Here is a 15,620-nt window from a genome sequence, read left to right on the forward strand (position 1 = left end):
CGGTTTACTCCTTGCGCGAGGCCAGCGCGTTCAGCGCCGCCACCGTGATCGCCGAGCCCCCGAGCCGCCCCTGAACAACCAGCGCGGGCACCGGAGGCGCGGCGATCAATGCGGCCTTGGATTCTGCCGCCCCCACGAAACCGACCGGACAGCCGATGATCGCGGCAGGTCGCGGGCAGTCGGGATCTTCCAGCATGTTGAGCAGATGAAACAGCGCCGTCGGGGCATTGCCAATCGCCACCACTGCGCCTGCCAGATGCGGGCGCCACAATTCCAGCGCCGCCGCCGAGCGGGTGTTGCCCATCGCCTTGGCGCGCGCTGGCACCGAAGGGTCGTGCAAGGTGCAGATCACGGGGTTGTCTGCGGGCAGGCGCGCCCGCGTGATGCCCTCACTCACCATGCGCGCATCACACAGGATCGGCGCGCCAAGTTCGAGGGCTGCACGCGCGGCGACAGCCATGCCGGGACTAAAGCGCACATCATTCTCCAACCCGACCAGCCCTGCTGCATGGATCATGCGCACCACGACAGGCTCTTCCTCGGGCGAGAAACGGGCCAAATCGGCCTCGGTGCGGATCGTGGCGAAGGACTCCGCGTAGATCTTTGCGCCATCCGTTTCATAACGATGCGCCATTACGAAAACTCCGGTAATTGCAGGATATCCATAGGAGACAAGGCGCGCCGAAACGGGGGATCGCCCGCGCGCCCATTCACGATCAGATCAACCCCCTCGGGGGTGGCGACCAGCGTCAGATCCGCGGGCGTGGGCAAGGCACAGCCCTTGGCGCAGCCCGAGACATGCAGGGTCGTGTCAGGGGCCAGTTCAGGCGCAAGCCAGCGCGCCAGTGCGCGCACATCGCCCTGCCCTTGCAAGCAGCCCGGCGCGCCGGTGCAAGCAAATATGCGCAGCCGTGGGTCGCGCGGATCCGTGATCAGACCGGGCACATCAGGCAACGCGCGCAGCCCCTCGATCAGCAGCATCCGCCAGGGCGTCAGGCGCAACGGACCAAGCGTCGCCAGTTGCGCCAGCGTTTCGCCCTGCAACTGGCCAAATTCAAAGCCCACCAGCGCGCCTTGCGCGACTACCCCCGGCAGCGGACGCGCAAGACCGGGCGCAGGGCTATCAGTCGGGGCCAACGCTCCTTTGGGACACGCGCCCTGCGCGATCAGCTGCGCCATCCGGCCCCGCCCCTCGTGCATACCTCCGGCGTCCACGAACCAGCGCGCCAGATCGCACATCGCTTGCGGCGCTTGCTCTTTGGTGACGGGCGCACCAAGGGCAAGCCCCGTGGCACGCAAAAGCAGCCTGCCATCGGGACTGCGTTCCAACCGGATATCGCCCGAAATATCGCCCATCACCGGGGCCGGGCCGCAATCAATCACAAAGCCGAACTTATGCGGCAGGTCGGGGGCTGTGCGAAGCGCGCGCTGTAGCGCATCGGCCAGCGCATAGGTCTGCGCATCCGCAAAAGGCGTGACGATGATATTGCGCGGCGCGCGGCTCCCCTCGGGTTCAACCAGCCCAAGCGGAGACAGCGCCGCGATCAACGCCGCATGGGTCTGCGCACGCACGCCGCGCAGCTGCAGATTTGCCCGCGCGGGCAAATCGATCAGCCCGTTGCCATAGTCCTGCGCCGCCGCCGCGATGGCGCGCGCCTGATCCGGGGTTAGTCGGTTGTTCGGTGGGCGCAGACGCACCACAAGGCCATCGCCAGAGGCCATCGGCTGACGCGCGCTTGGGCAGCGCCCATAGACACGAACACTCATGGCGCACTCTCCAACCGGGCGATGATCGAGTTGCGCTGCGTGTCCCACAACCCCGCAGCGCGCAAACGGCGAAACAGATCGCGCATCGCCGCAAGCGCCTCGGGGGCGTCACGCGCCATGAATTCGACCACCGCGTCGCGCCCCAGCGTTGCCTCGAAATACAGATCGAACAGATGTGCGGGCACGGTCTCGGCCAGATGGGCAAAGGCCGCGAGATGATCAAGCGTCGCCGCGATCTCGGCCCCGCCGCGATACCCGTGCCGCATCATCCCCTCGGCCCAAGCCGGATCGGCCGCACGCGCTCGCACAACGCGGGCGATCTCTTCGCTTTGGCTGCGCGCACGCGGAGAACCGGGGCGGGTTGCATCAAGGTGATAAAGCGCCGGTCGCGCATGCCCAAGACGCGCCAGTGCGGCGGCGATTCCGGCCTCGTGTGCGGCGTAATCAGACGCCAAAAGCAGATCGCTTTCCGCGAGATCCTGCACATGCACGAAACTGTCCGCCCCGCGCAGCCGCGTCTCAAGCGCGGCGCGATCCGCGCGAATGCTGCCATCCTTGGCGATCGCATGGCTTGAGGCCGCCAGCCAGGCCTCGCCTGCGGCGGCGCGCGCCTCGGGGGTGAACGCGTCAATCGCGGCCCCCATACCCAGCCCGTAGAGACCAGGCCGGGGACCAAAAACGCGTGCAATACGCGTGCGATAGGGGTTGTCCTGCGCGCTTTCATCGCGTGCGGCCAGCGCCTCGGCTCCGGTTTCAAAAAGTTGCGCAAGACCGGGGAAGATATCGCGAAACAGGCCAGAAACGCGCAGCGTGACATCAATACGCGGCCGCCCGAGCAACGTCAGCGCGATCACCTCGACACCGCTGACGCGCGCGCCAGAATCGTCCCAGATCGGGCACAGCCCCGCCAGATGCAGCGCCATCGCGAACTCTTCGCCCGCCGTGCGCATCGTCGCCGATCCCCAGAGATCGACCACCAGCCCTTGCGGCCAATCGCCGTGATCCTGCAAATGCTTGCGCAGCAACTCTTCGGCCAGTTTAACGCCCTGTGCATGGGCCGCGCGCGAGGGCACCGCACGCGGATCAACAGAAAACATGTTGCGCCCGGTGGGTAGCACATCGCTGCGCCCGCGTGCGGGACTGCCCGAGGGGCCGGGCGCCACGCGCCGCCCTGCAAGCGCAGTGACCACCCCCGCAAGCTCCTGCGCGCCACAAGCGCCTTGCCCGAAGACATGCAGCCCGTCGCCGAACTGGCTTTCCTTGATGTCGCAGACAAAGCGATCAACGCGCGTGATCACCTCGGCGGGGCTGGCCTGCACGGGGATACCCAGATCGGTGCTGACCCCGCTGGCATCAGCCTCGTCGCGGATCGTCGCGATCAGGCGGTTGCGCCGCGCGGGATCAAGCCCGTCGGCGGTGGAATATTCATCCAGCAACCTTTCCAGCCGCGCCATTCCGGCGGGCATATGGGCAGCACGCATCGGCGGGGGCAGATGGCCCAAAGTCACAGCCCCGATGCGCCGCTTGGCCTGAGCCGATTCACCGGGATCATTGACGATGAACGGGTAGATCACCGGCAGCGCCCCGATCAGCGCCTCGGGCCAGCAGGTCGACGATAGCGCCACCGATTTCCCCGGCAGCCATTCCAGCGTGCCATGTGCGCCCATATGGATCAGCGCGCAGATCCCCTGCGCGCGCAGCCAGAGATAGAAGGCGACATAGCCATGGCGCGGCGTGCGGGCGAGATCGTGATAATCATCCTCGCGACTTGCGCAATCGCCGCGCTCTGGCTGAAGCGCAAGGATAACGCCGCCCCGATCAATCGCGGCGAAATGAAACACGCCCTCAACGCAGGCGGGATCGTCCTCGGGCGCGCCCCAAGCGGCGGTCAGATCATCGCGCAAATCCGCAGGCAGGCTTGCAAGCGCTGCGTGATATTCGGCCAGCGGCCAGCGGATCTGCGCCTTGGCCAAGCCTGGCGCGTCAGGGCCCGTCGTCACCGCGTAGCCCTGATGGGCCAGCGCTGCCATCAACCCATCGCTTGAGGCCAGCGCATCCAGCCCGACCGCATGCGCCATCTGCCAGTCGCGGCCCGGATAGGTTGACAGCACCAGTGCCACCTTGCGCTGCGCGACAGGGGTTTGACGCAACCGATGCCAGCCGCAAACACGATCCAGCGCGGCCGAAATCCGTTCGGGATCGGCGCGATGGGCAAAGCGGGAGTATTCCAGATCGGGGTCACGCGGTTGCGGCGCTTTAAAGGAAATCACCCCCGCATGCAGCCGCCCGTCGACCTCGGGCAACACGACATGCATCGCCAGATCGGCGGGTGACAGCCCCCGCTCGGATTGCGCCCAATCCTTGCGTCGCGCCGTTGATAGCGCGACCTGAAACACCGGACAGTCGTAGCCATCAAAGGGCGTGGTGCCATCGGTGCCCTGCATCGAAAATGCGGTCGCATTCACCACCAGATCGGGGCGGCGTGCGCCAAGCGCGCTGTGCAGCCAATCCCCCATCCCCTCGGATTTCAACGATGTCGCATACAGCCCGTAGGCCAGAAACCCGCGCGCGCGCAAACCTTGGATCAAGGCATCAACCGGCGCCATATCCGCAGCACTCAGATAGGAGCGGTAGAAACTGACAAGTGCCAGAGCGCCCTCGCAGGCTCCCTCTGCCTCAATCGTTTCGAGCGGCCCGAAATCGGGATCGTAAAACCCCTGCGCGGGCAGGCGTTTATCCCCCGAAACCGGACCGGCATAAAACCCCGAGGCCAGCGCCATCTGCGCCAGCGCCGCCTGCGCTGCCACCGCGCCGCCCGCATCACACAGCGTCATAAGACGGCGCAGGGTCGAGACCGGCAGCGTTGACAGCGCATCGAGACGCGTATCCTCACGCCCGTCAGCAGGCAGAACGGCCAGCGCAATGCCCTTGCGCCGCGCCAGATCCTGCAGCGAGGCCAAGCCATAAGGCCAGTATCCCTCGCCGCCGATCAGCCGCACAAGAATACCCTTCGCCCCCGCTAGCGTATTCTCAACGTAGGTATCCACCGAAACCGGGTGGCGCAGCGCGACCAGATTGGCCAGCCGCAACGAGGGCAAACCGCCCTTGGCCCGATGCCAGCCCGCCGCGAAAGCCCCGAGATCACTATCGGAAAACGACAGCACGACCAGATCTGCGGGCGATTGCCCCAGATCGGTCGGCACATCGGTTTCTTCAAGACCGTGGCTTTCGCGAAAGACGATATGCATCAGGCAGGCACGGCTGCAATTAACGCGGCGCGGATTGCCTCGGGATCGACATCGTCATGTTCGGCGATCACGACCAGCGCCGAGCGGCGCGGCTCGCTGCCCCAAGGGCGATCAAACTGGTGTCGCACCCGCGCGCCAACCCCCTGCACCAACAGACGCATCGGTTTGCCCTGAACTGCGACATGCCCCTTTACGCGCAAGATATTCTGATCGCGCGCCAGACGCTCTACAGCCGCGACAAATTGATCGGGATCGGTGATTTCGGGAAGGTCAATCACCACCGTGTCGAAATCATCATGTTCGTGATCATCCGCCCCGTCGTGATGGCTGGGACGCGCGGCCAGATCGTCTTCGGCTGCCGCGCCCAGACCCAGCACGACATTGGGGTCAATCACCCCTTCGGTCAGCGGCAAAATCGGCAGCTTGCGCGGCGCTTCGGCCTCGATCACGGCACGCGCGGCGGCAAGCCCCGCCTCTCCCGCCAGATCAGCCTTGGACAGCAGCACGAGATCAGCGCAAGCAATCTGATCTTCAAACACCTCAGACAAAGGCGTCTCGTGATCCAAGCTGTCATCCGCCAGACGCTGCGCATCCACCGCAGCCACATTCGGCGCGAAACGCCCTGCCGCCACCGCCTCTGCATCCGCCAAAGCAATCACCCCGTCCACGGTGATCTGCGAGCGGATCACAGGCCAATCGAATGCCTTGAGCAACGGCTTGGGCAGTGCCAGCCCAGACGTCTCGATGAGGATATGGTCGGGCTTTTGCGGGCGCGCCATGAGCGCCTCAATCGTCGGGATGAATTCATCGGCTACGGTGCAGCAAATGCAGCCGTTGGCCAGTTCGACGATATTCTCGTCGGGGCAGTTTTCATCAGCGCATTGGCGCAGAATATCGCCATCGACACCGACCCTGCCGAACTCGTTAACGAGAACGGCCAGCTTGCGATTGCCCGCGTGGGCCATCAGGTGGCGGATCAACGTCGTCTTCCCTGCCCCCAGAAAACCAGTGATGACAGTGACGGGAACCTTGCTCAGATCGGGCATAACTTACTCCTCGGGATCGGGGTTTGCAGAAAGCGGCGGAATGCGCGCAAGGCTTTGCTTGCGAAAAATCACGGGGCGCGCGCGCCAAGGCACCAGCCCGTCAGCGGTGGCCGCGTAGGCAGCGGACCCCTCCAGAATGTCAGAGGCGTTTTCGGGGCTCATGCGGCCGTAAACATAGCTCCACTTGCCCGGCGCCGAGAGCGCGACCGCACAGCCGTTATTGCAAGCCGAGAGACATTCCACAGACCGGATCTCAACACCTTCGGGGCAGTCGAGCGCATCAAGCGCGTGACGCAGATGCGCGCCCGGACGAGTCTCGTCCTCGGGGTCGGAGTCTGTCCGTCGGCAGGTTACGCAGACACTCAGAATGGCCGTCATCGCATCTTTTCCTCCTGTAGTGCATCAGGGGAAAGGCCAGAGGGAATTCCGGATCACGAACAACCGGAGTCACCCATCCGGTCGCAGAGACACCCCGTCTGCCCGTAATCATCAGCGCTGGCAGGTCTCCCGGCTTGCGGATCTGGGGAAAAACCCCACGGTCATCCACCTTCCCGACCCGTTCGGGCCAGTGGCTTGGATGACCTCTCCGGTCACGGTCGCGGGGGCGGCTGCGCTTGGACTGTGCAATCTTGAAGATCGCAAACCCTGTCGCATTCCCTCTTCGCCTGCCTTAAAGACAGGAACCAGCGCATCCTCTGAGTGCGCGAGCACAACAGTTTTGTCAAGCACAAGGACAGACGCCATGCCCACCCAGACCGACAGTCCCGAATCCCTTGCCCGCCACAGCGCCAAAATGGCGAAAAAAAAGGCCGCACGCGATAAGATCATGGCGAAGAAAGAAGGCGAAAAAGGCCTGATCATCGTCCATACGGGATCGGGTAAAGGGAAGTCGTCATCGGGTTTCGGGATGATTCTGCGCTGCATCGCGCATGAAATGCCTTGCGCGGTTGTGCAGTTCATTAAAGGCGCGTGGGAAACCGGTGAACGAACCCTGATCACCGAGCATTTCGGCGATCTTTGCCAGTTTTACGCGATGGGCGAAGGATTCACCTGGGAAACGCAAGACCGCGAACGCGATATTGCCGCCGCGCAAGCGGGCTGGGAAAAAGCCAAGGAGCTGATCCGCGACCCCGAAATCCGCATGGTGCTACTGGATGAAATCAATATCGCCTTGCGCTACGATTATCTGTCGCTCGACGAGGTCCTGACATTCCTGCGCACGGAAAAACCCGAGATGACCCATGTCGTGCTGACCGGGCGCAACGCCGCAGAGCCCCTGATCGAAGCCGCCGACCTCGTAACCGAAATGACCCTCGTCAAGCATCCGTTCCGATCCGGCATCAAGGCCCAGGCCGGGGTTGAGTTCTGAAAACTGGCAAGAGGGGCGCTGCCCCCGGCGCAATGCGCCTCCCCCGGGATAGTTTTACCAAGAAGAAATTAGGGGATTTTTAAGAATGAGATGCTTGACTGTCCCGGCGGAACAGGGAGGGATCCTGATGACCGTCCAAGGAGAAAGCGCCGCGTCTCCCCCGGTGTTCCGGCCCGAGGCGCGGCGCCCCGCCCGCTCTTTCTTCTTGGCGCAAAATATCCCCGCCGGAGGCAACCCGACCCAAACCACAAAGTGCGGCGGACGGTTCTGATGGGGGCGCTGATGATGCAGGGCGCGGGATCGAATGTTGGCAAGTCCATGCTGGTCGCGGGGCTGTGTCGCGCAGCGCGGCGTCGCGGGATCTCTGTCGCCCCATTCAAGCCGCAAAACATGTCCAACAACGCCGCCGTGACCGCAGATGGCGGCGAAATAGGCCGCGCGCAGGCGTTGCAGGCGCTTGCGTGTGCGATTGCGCCGCTAACGGATATGAACCCGGTGCTGCTCAAACCTGAAAGTGATCTGGGCGCACAAGTTGTGGTTCAGGGACACCGCCTGACAACGGCGCGCGCGCGTGATTACAGCGCGTTGAAACCGCAGCTGATGGGGGCGGTTCTGGAGAGTTTTGCGCGGCTGAAGTCGCGTCATGATCTGGTAATCGTCGAAGGCGCGGGGTCTCCGGCCGAAGTCAATCTACGCGCCAATGACATTGCCAATATGGGCTTCGCACGCGCTGCGCAGGTGCCTGTGATCCTTGCGGGTGATATCGATCGCGGGGGGGTGATCGCGCAGCTTGTAGGCACGCAAGCCGTGCTTGAGAGCGGCGATGCGGCGATGATCGAAGGCTTTGTGATCAACAAGTTCCGCGGCGACCCCAGCCTGTTCGAGGATGGCTACCGCCTGATAGAGGCCCGCACGGGATGGCGTGGTTTCGGGGTCATTCCGTGGTTCGCGCAGGCCCATCTATTGCCCGCCGAGGATGCGCTGGATCTTTCGCGCGCGCCACGTCAGACCGGGGTAAAGATCGCCTGCCTGATGCTGTCGCGGATCGCCAATTTCGACGATCTCGACCCGCTTGCGGGCGAGCCGGGGGTTGATCTTGTCATGATCCCTCCGGGCAGCCCGATTCCGGGCGATGCGCATTTGGTGATCGTGCCGGGCACAAAATCAACACGTGCGGATCTTGCTTTTTTGCGCGCGCAGGGCTGGGATATCGATCTTGCAGCGCATCATCGGCGCGGCGGGCATGTGTTGGGAATCTGTGGCGGCTATCAGATGCTGGGCCGCACGATTTGCGACCCCGACGGCATCGAGGGGCCGCCCGGCATAACCGAGGGGTTGGGCCTGCTTGATATCGAGACCGAGATGCATCCCGACAAGCAACTTTCGCAGGTCGTTGCACGCCATGCGGCCTCGGGGTTGTCGGTCGAGGGTTACGAGATCCATATCGGGCGCTCTGATGGCCCTGATCGCGCGCGCCCCTTCGCCCATGTGAACGGAGCCGCCGAGGGTGCGATCTCGCCCTGTGGGCGGGTGAGCGGCACCTATCTGCACGGGCTATTCGTCGCGGATGCGTTTCGCGCAGCCTACCTTGGCGCAATCGGGATTACCGTTTCGGGCGAGAGCCATCAGGGGCGGGTCGAGGCGGTGCTAGACGCGCTGGCCGATCATCTGGAGACGCATCTGGATGTCGAGGCGCTGCTGGGTCTGGCGCGCTAATCAGGACAAGGCGCGCGCAAGGCGCGCCCATTCCGCAGCCGTGCCGGGCAGTCCAAGCCGGATCCACTGGGGCGAATAGGGGAAAATCCGGCTCCAGATCTGGGCGCGGGCGAGACGGTCGCGCGCGGCCTCGGCATCCGGCGTAACGTAGCTGCGAAACAGATGCGTCCCGCCCAGCAAGGACCAACCCGCGCGCGCCGCCATCGCATCGATCTGCGCGGTCTCTTGGGCCAGTCGCGCCACCGTGGCACGATGCCAGTCGCGATCGCTCAAGGCGGCGTGCCCTATCTCCAACGCCGCCCCCGAAACCGGCCACGGACCAGCCAGATCAGCCAGCCGCGCCACGCTTTCAGTATCGCCGAACGCAAAGCCGAGCCGCACCCCCGCAAGCCCCCAGAACTTGCCAAACGACCGCAGCACAAGCAAATTTCCCCCACTCGCAAGGTGCCCTGCTTGGGCGGCGAGGGACAGCTCGGGCACCGGGTCGGCAAAGCTTTCATCAACCACAAGCCGTCCGACATGAGCGGCCAGATCACACAGGCTTTGGCGGGAATGGTGGCGCCCGTCGGGATTGTTGGGATTGACGACCACGGCCAGATCGGCCCCGATCAGATCAGCCAGCGTCGCGACCTCTTGGACTTGCCACCCCTGCGCGCGCAGCGCCGCGCCATGTTCGTTATAAGTCGGGCCAAGAATCCGCGCGCGCCCCGGCGCATCAAGCTGCGGGATCAGCTGGATCGCCTGTTGCGCCCCGGCCAAGGCAACGCTTGGGGCATCGCTGGAAAACGCGCATGCCGCCTGCGTCAGCAGCGCGGTTTTGGCGGCCTGCGTCGGCAGATCGGTCCAGACTGACGCGGGCAGCGCAGGCACCGGCCAGGGCTGGCGGTTGATACCTGTGGACAGGTCGATCCAATCGCTGCCGCCCCAATCTGCGCGTGCCTGGTCGATATTGCCGCCGTGATCGCGCATCAGAAACTCCAGATAACCAGTGCGACAAGCGCCAGCCCAAGCGCCCCCAATCCCATGGCCCGCCGATAAAGCGCAAGCCCCCGGATCAAATCGGCCGCGCCGGGATCGCGTGCGGCGGCGTTGAGCCAGGGTTCAGCGGCGACACGATCGCCATAGATGCGCGGCCCCGACAGGCGGATATCAAGCGCGCCCGCCATCGCCGCCTCGGGCCAGCCCGCATTGGGCGAGCGATGCGCACGCGCATCCACCGCCATCACGCGCAACGCCCTTACCCACCCCCGCCCCGCAGCAAGCGCGAACAGCCCGCCGCTAAGACGCGCAGGGATCAGGTTCACCAGATCATCAATACGCGCCGAAGCCCAGCCAAAGGCTTCGTAGCGCGCCGAGCGATGACCGATCATCGAATCCAGCGTGTTGATCGCTTTGTAGGCCGCGATGCCGGGTAGCCCCGCGACCGCCCCCCAGAACAGCGGCGCGATGATCCCGTCCGAGCTGTTCTCGGCAAGGCTTTCCAGCGCCGCGCGGCTGATCCCCGCCGAATCAAGCTGCGCCGGGTCGCGCCCGACGATCATCGACAGCGCGTGGCGCGCTTTGGGCAGATCAGCGGCGCGCAAAGGTTTGGCCACGGCCGCGACATGTTCATGCATCGCGCGCAAAGCCACCAGCGGCCATGCCAGCACACCGCCAAGCACGATCCCCGGCCAGCCCGAAGGCAGCGCCGCTTGCAGCGCAAGCCCGCACAGCGCGGCCAGCGCGATCACCAGCAGCGCGGCCACAACACCGCGCCCGCGCCGCCCCGGCCCCGGATGATTCAGGCGCTGCTCGAGGCCCGAGATCAGCGCCCCAAGCCATGTCACGGGGTGACCGATCCGACGAAACAACGCGTTCGGCCAGCCAATCGCCAGATCAAGCGCCATCGCAACCAGCATCATCGCGGCAAAATTCATCGCGCGCCTCCACGAAATTGCACCAATGCGCGCAGGCCCGCCAAGCGCAGCGCATCGGGTGCGCCACGCGGCACTGCGCCGGGCGCGAAAATCAGCCCGCGCGCCGCACCGGTATGGGCGCGCACCCAGCCCAACGCGCCCAGATCGCGAACCAGATCGGGGGTCGGATCACTGGCCGGGCCACGCATCGCCTGACAGCGCGCAGCGCTTTGGCTTGCCAGCGCCGCAATATCGCGCAGATTACGTGTTTGCCGCCACGGCCAGATCAGATCAGAAATATCGGGAAAGTTCTGATCTTGCGGATCGGTCCAGCTCGGGCCGCCCAGAAACCCGCCCAGAATTTCATAGCGCGGCAGGCCCGGCATCTCGGCCAGTGGTGTGCCATTGCGCGACCCCCAGAGCAGGCGCGAGGGGGCGGCGAAAGCCAAGGGGTCCGACGCGCCCTCGAATGTGACGCAAGCGCGCGCCAGATCATGTGGCGCGCCCTGCCACCCGGCCAGTTGCGCCAGCCCCACAAGCCGCGCCGTTGAAATCCCGGTGCCCGCGCCGAGTTTCGCCGTCGCGCGCATCCCCACCACGCCGCGCAGGCGTAGCCCAAGCGGGGCAAGAAACCGGCGCACCTGTTGTGCGCTGAGGCCGACGCCGTGCAGGCGCAATCCCTGCGGCGCGGGGCGATGCCAAAGCCTGACGCCAAGCGCCTCGCAGGGCAGCGTGATAAGCGCGACCGGTCCGTCAGGGCCAATCCGGCCTTGCATCCACTCGCCGAAATGGCCCGCTATATGCAGCGTTTTCATGACACGCCCTGATTGACGCAGGCCACCGACCAGCCCCCACCACCCGTCGCGATGAGCCGCGTGATCGAAAGCGGGGCCACCTGAAAGGCAAGCGCAGCCGGGATCGACCCCAGCGCATGCGCCAGCCCCGCGCGCACCACACCGGCATGGGCGATCACCGCGATCCGCCCGCCCTGCCCCGCCAGGTCCGTCAACGCCGGACGAACCCGCAGACAAAGATCGGCGAAACTTTCTCCGCGCGGCGGGCGATGCGTCGCCAGATCCGAATTCGAAAGCGGGCCGAGGTCAGGGAGATCGCAATAGGCCACTCCCTCCCATTCGCCGAAATCCTGCTCCCAAAGGCGCATGTCCTGCTGCGCCTCCTGATCGGGCCATAACGCCCCGAGCGTTTGCATGCAGCGTAGCGCCGGGCTGACCACCAACCGCGCCGTCCCGATACGCGCGCGCAGCCTGTCCAACACATCAGCGTCCGGAATCCGTGCACCCACATCGCGCCGCCCCGCCAGACAGCCGCCATCAAGCGCCGGCGCATGACGGATCAGTATCAACTCGCTCCCGACGCTGGCAGTCATGGTTGCATTGCCCCTTTCTCGCTCGCGCTGTTTCTGCTTTATCGACGGGCAAGGAACAAGAGGCAGGGTGCAAATCGACAATGGCGCACATAGTTCTGATCACCGGCGGGGCGCGATCTGGCAAAAGCAGACTGGCCGAACAGCGCGTGCTGGAAGCCGGACCAGTCGCCCATTACATCGCCACCGCACAGGCCTTTGATTCGGAAATGACAGCGCGCATTGCCACCCATCGCGAGCGTCGCGGCCCTGAATGGCGCACCCATGAGGCGCCGCTCGATCTGCTTGAGACGCTGCGCGCCACCGATGATGCCCCCCGTCTGGTCGATTGCCTGACCCTGTGGCTCAGCAACCTGATGCTGGCCGAGTTGGACTGGGAAAGCCGCGCGCGTGAGATGATCGCAGCCCTGCCCGATCTGCACCATCCCGTCGTGTTCGTCAGCAACGAATTGGGGATGGGAATCGTGCCCGACAATCCCCTTGCGCGGGCTTTCCGCGATGCGGCGGGCACGCTCAATCAATGGATCGCCGCCGATGCCGACGAGGTGATCCTGTCTGTTTCCGGCCTGCCACTGAAAGTGAAATAGCCCATGCAAATCAACAGCCTGTCCGAGATCGCAACGCTTGCCGATCACCTGCCCACAGCCGATGCGGCGATGCGGGAGGGCGCGCGCGCGCATCAGGATGCGCTGACCAAGCCCCCCGGCTCGCTGGGCCGGCTGGAAGATCTGGCGATCTTTATGGCGGGGTGGCGCGCCACTGCCCGCCCCGAGATCAGCAAGGCGCAGGCGCTTGTCTTTGCGGGAAATCACGGCGTTTGCGCACAGGGAGTAAACCCCTATCCGCAGGCAGTTACCGCGCAGATGGTGGCGAATTTTGAGCATGGCGGCGCGGCGATCAACCAGCTTTGCCGGGCCAATGGTGCCGATCTGAGCGTGATCGCACTGGATCTGGACACGCCAACTGCCGATTTCACCCAAGGCCGCGCAATGACCGAGGCCGAGACGCTTGAAGCAATGAATCGCGGCGCGGCGGCGGTTGATCCGGGGGCGGATGTCGTGATCCTCGGCGAGATGGGCATCGGCAACTCCACCATCGCCGCAGCCCTTGCCAGCGCGCTGTTCGAGGGCACACCAAGCGATTGGGTCGGGCCGGGCACCGGTTCGGATGCGGAAGGGCTGGCGCGCAAGATCGCAGCGATCACCACCGGTCTGGCGCTGCATGGCGCGAAGTCGCCGATGGAAATACTGGCCGCGCTTGGCGGGCGCGAGCAGGCCGCGATCTGCGGTGCCGTGCTGGCCGCGCGGGCGCAGCGTATTCCGGTGATCCTTGACGGTTTCATCTGCACCTCGGCAGCAGCGACACTATATGCCGCCGATCCGCGCCTGCTTGATCATTGCCTTGTCGGGCATGTGTCTGCAGAGCCGGGTCATCGCCGCCTGCTTGGGGCGATCGATAAACGCGCCGTTCTGGAGTTCGACATGCGTCTGGGCGAGGGTTCGGGCGCGGCGCTGGCGCTTGGTATCCTGCGCTCTGCACTGGCCTGTCATAACGGTATGGCGACCTTTGCCCAAGCCGGAATCAGCGAGGCATGACCCTGCGCGAGGCGCACCTAGCCTTTGTTCTGATGACGCGGCTGCCCCTGCCCCGACTGGCAGAGCCGATCCCCCCGATTGGCCGCGCCGCTTGGGCTTTTCCGTTGGTCGGGCTGGGGGTGGGGACGCTGGCCGCAGCGGTGCTGTTTGGCTTGCTTGGCTTGGGGCTGCCCCCTGCGTTGGCGGCGGGCGGCGCTCTGGTGACGCAGATCCTGCTGACGGGCGCTTTGCATGAAGATGGCCTCGCCGATGTCAGCGACGGGATCTGGGGCGGACAGGACCGCGCCCGCCGTCTAGAGATCATGCGTGACAGCCGGATCGGCAGCTACGGCACGCTGGCACTGATCCTGTCTGTCGGGCTGCGCTGGCAGGCGCTTGCGGTGCTGGCCCTGCATCCCGCGCTTGCCGCTATCGCGCTGATCGCCATTGCAATGAGCAGCCGCGCCTGCATAACCCTCGCGCTGGCCGCCCTGCCCGCTGCGCGCGCCGATGGTCTGGGCCAAAGTGCGTCGGGCGTTGACCGCGCGGGCGTGAGTGTGGCGCTGGCCTTGGGCCTAGCCCCGGTGCTCGCGCTCGCCATTCTGGCGGGATCGCCTGCCCCCCTATTCATCTTGCCAGTTCAAGGGCTGGCTCTGTTCGCCCTCGCCCGTCTCGCCCTAAAGCGCCTTGGCGGTCAAACCGGCGACGTTCTGGGCGCAACCCAGCAACTCACCGAGGTCGTCGGGTTGCTTGTCGTCGTGGCGCAGTAAAACGGCCCTGGAAAAACGGACTACCAGCTTTCGCATGACGGCACTCTGACGTTAAGGCAAATCATGAACACCAGAATTCATGTCGTCGAGCGATCATGGATATCGATGTCGGACTTGCTGCAAGATCCAGAACGATGTATCCGTGTCACATAATACCGCGGCATAATCCACGGACAGACGAAGCGCATTGTCTATATTTCCAATGACTTACGGCGCAGTCGAAATGGCTCCGCCCCCTACCGCCGGAGCCATCTTCCTTCCAACCCATTGATTTCATTGGGTGCGAGCGAAGTTGGCATCGTTGGTGTCACACCAAGGTGTCACACCAACCTTCCAGGTTCCGCGTGATTCGCCCCTAACGGGGAAACGCGCATGATTCATGCTCAGCCACACCTTTCAAAACGCGGCCAGATTTATCAATGGCGGCGCAAGTTGCGTTCACAATCCACAGAAATCTTCGATCTTCAGATCTCTTTACGCACACAAAACCGCTCAAAAGCGCTTATAATCGCTCGGGTATTAACTGCGGAGAGTGATAAAGTGTTTGATGCAATCGATAGAAACTACCTGACGAAGAGTGAGGCCCGCGCCTGGATGACGCAAGTTGCGCAGGCCGAAATGGCGAAGCTTGAGAAACTGCACCTGATCCAGAAGATGGATGGCAGTTGTAACGACGAAGATCGGCGGCTTGACTGGGCCCACCGCAAGGCTTGGCGCCTGCTCTCGGATCGAGGTGTCGAGGCGAGCCTCGATCAAGGAACCCTCGACCGCCTGAAAACCGAAGGCGCGAGCGAGGCCGATCTTGAAGCCCTCGAAAACACGCTTGTGAACCGCCCCGGGTTTACCGGAGG

The 15,620-nt window shown here is 64.6% G+C and carries 15 protein-coding genes and 1 riboswitch; of the genes, 6 read left to right on the forward strand and 9 right to left on the reverse strand.

All coding sequences use genetic code 11. The features are described from left to right. Positions 1-4: 4 nt before the first annotated feature. The 5 genes from DT23_RS05715 to DT23_RS05735 are packed head-to-tail and all read right to left on the reverse strand — an operon-like array spanning position 5 to position 6,439. The gene (locus DT23_RS05715) at positions 5-634 is read right to left on the reverse strand and encodes a precorrin-8X methylmutase (protein ID WP_038129245.1); all 630 of its coding nucleotides are present in this window, start codon (positions 632-634) and stop codon (positions 5-7) included. Then, positions 634-1,767: a precorrin-3B synthase gene (gene cobG, locus DT23_RS05720; protein WP_038129248.1), complete on the reverse strand. Its 1,134-nt coding sequence runs from the start codon at positions 1,765-1,767 to the stop codon at positions 634-636. The genes DT23_RS05715 and cobG overlap by 1 nt, the downstream gene beginning before the upstream one ends. Further along, positions 1,764-5,015: a cobaltochelatase subunit CobN gene (cobN, locus tag DT23_RS05725; protein ID WP_038129251.1), complete on the reverse strand. Its 3,252-nt coding sequence runs from the start codon at positions 5,013-5,015 to the stop codon at positions 1,764-1,766. Before cobN ends, cobG begins: the two co-directional genes overlap by 4 nt. Then, entirely contained in the window at positions 5,015-6,061 is a 1,047-nt protein-coding gene (cobW, locus tag DT23_RS05730; RefSeq protein ID WP_038129253.1) for a cobalamin biosynthesis protein CobW, read from the reverse strand. Before cobW ends, cobN begins: the two co-directional genes overlap by 1 nt. A gap of 3 nt (positions 6,062-6,064) precedes the next feature. Beyond that, a complete protein-coding gene (locus DT23_RS05735) occupies positions 6,065-6,439 on the reverse strand; it encodes a DUF1636 family protein (RefSeq protein ID WP_038129257.1) in 375 nt (124 codons plus the stop codon). Between the two features lie 102 nt (positions 6,440-6,541). Beyond that, a riboswitch (cobalamin riboswitch) is annotated at positions 6,542-6,764 on the reverse strand. A 39-nt stretch (positions 6,765-6,803) separates the two neighbouring features. Here DT23_RS05735 and cobO point away from each other — a divergent pair. Both cobO and DT23_RS05745 read left to right on the forward strand, forming a co-directional pair. Then, on the forward strand, positions 6,804-7,430 hold the full coding sequence (gene cobO, locus DT23_RS05740) for a cob(I)yrinic acid a,c-diamide adenosyltransferase (protein ID WP_038129260.1): 627 nt from the start codon (positions 6,804-6,806) through the stop codon (positions 7,428-7,430). Positions 7,431-7,700: 270 nt separating this feature from the next. Then, positions 7,701-9,146 carry a cobyric acid synthase gene (locus tag DT23_RS05745; protein WP_038129261.1) on the forward strand — a complete coding sequence of 482 codons (1,446 nt, stop codon included), beginning with the start codon at positions 7,701-7,703 and terminating at the stop codon, positions 9,144-9,146. Here DT23_RS05745 and cobD read toward each other — a convergent pair whose 3' ends face one another. From cobD to DT23_RS05765, 4 genes are read right to left on the reverse strand one after another with little or no spacing between them, the layout of a single operon-like run. Then, positions 9,147-10,115 (reverse strand): threonine-phosphate decarboxylase CobD, encoded by a 969-nt coding sequence (cobD, locus tag DT23_RS05750; protein ID WP_038129264.1) that lies wholly within the window; start codon positions 10,113-10,115, stop codon positions 9,147-9,149. It lies immediately after the preceding gene. Beyond that, on the reverse strand, positions 10,115-11,062 hold the full coding sequence (cbiB, locus tag DT23_RS05755) for an adenosylcobinamide-phosphate synthase CbiB (RefSeq protein ID WP_038129265.1): 948 nt from the start codon (positions 11,060-11,062) through the stop codon (positions 10,115-10,117). The genes cobD and cbiB overlap by 1 nt, the downstream gene beginning before the upstream one ends. Next, complete coding sequence (locus DT23_RS19840) at positions 11,059-11,856, reverse strand: hypothetical protein (RefSeq protein WP_051697072.1); 798 nt, start codon at positions 11,854-11,856, stop codon at positions 11,059-11,061. The genes cbiB and DT23_RS19840 overlap by 4 nt, the downstream gene beginning before the upstream one ends. Then, positions 11,853-12,428, reverse strand: coding sequence for a histidine phosphatase family protein (locus DT23_RS05765; RefSeq protein WP_038129266.1), 576 nt, complete (start codon positions 12,426-12,428; stop codon positions 11,853-11,855). Before DT23_RS05765 ends, DT23_RS19840 begins: the two co-directional genes overlap by 4 nt. An 80-nt stretch (positions 12,429-12,508) precedes the next feature. On the opposite strand from DT23_RS05765, the gene cobU reads away from it, so the two are divergent. The 4 genes from cobU to DT23_RS18440 all read left to right on the forward strand — a co-directional run. Further along, positions 12,509-13,012: a bifunctional adenosylcobinamide kinase/adenosylcobinamide-phosphate guanylyltransferase gene (gene cobU, locus DT23_RS05770; protein ID WP_038129268.1), complete on the forward strand. Its 504-nt coding sequence runs from the start codon at positions 12,509-12,511 to the stop codon at positions 13,010-13,012. 3 nt (positions 13,013-13,015) lie between these two features. Continuing rightward, entirely contained in the window at positions 13,016-14,020 is a 1,005-nt protein-coding gene (gene cobT, locus DT23_RS05775) for a nicotinate-nucleotide--dimethylbenzimidazole phosphoribosyltransferase (protein WP_038129271.1), read from the forward strand. Next, positions 14,017-14,769 carry an adenosylcobinamide-GDP ribazoletransferase gene (gene cobS, locus DT23_RS05780; RefSeq protein WP_038129274.1) on the forward strand — a complete coding sequence of 251 codons (753 nt, stop codon included), beginning with the start codon at positions 14,017-14,019 and terminating at the stop codon, positions 14,767-14,769. Before cobT ends, cobS begins: the two co-directional genes overlap by 4 nt. A 372-nt stretch (positions 14,770-15,141) precedes the next feature. Further along, a partial coding sequence (locus DT23_RS18440; RefSeq protein WP_338064217.1) for a DUF6538 domain-containing protein occupies positions 15,142-15,620 on the forward strand: 479 nt, incomplete at its 3' end.

The organism is Thioclava indica (assembly GCF_000714545.1).
In the GTDB taxonomy this organism is placed as follows: Bacteria; Pseudomonadota; Alphaproteobacteria; order Rhodobacterales; family Rhodobacteraceae; genus Thioclava; species Thioclava indica.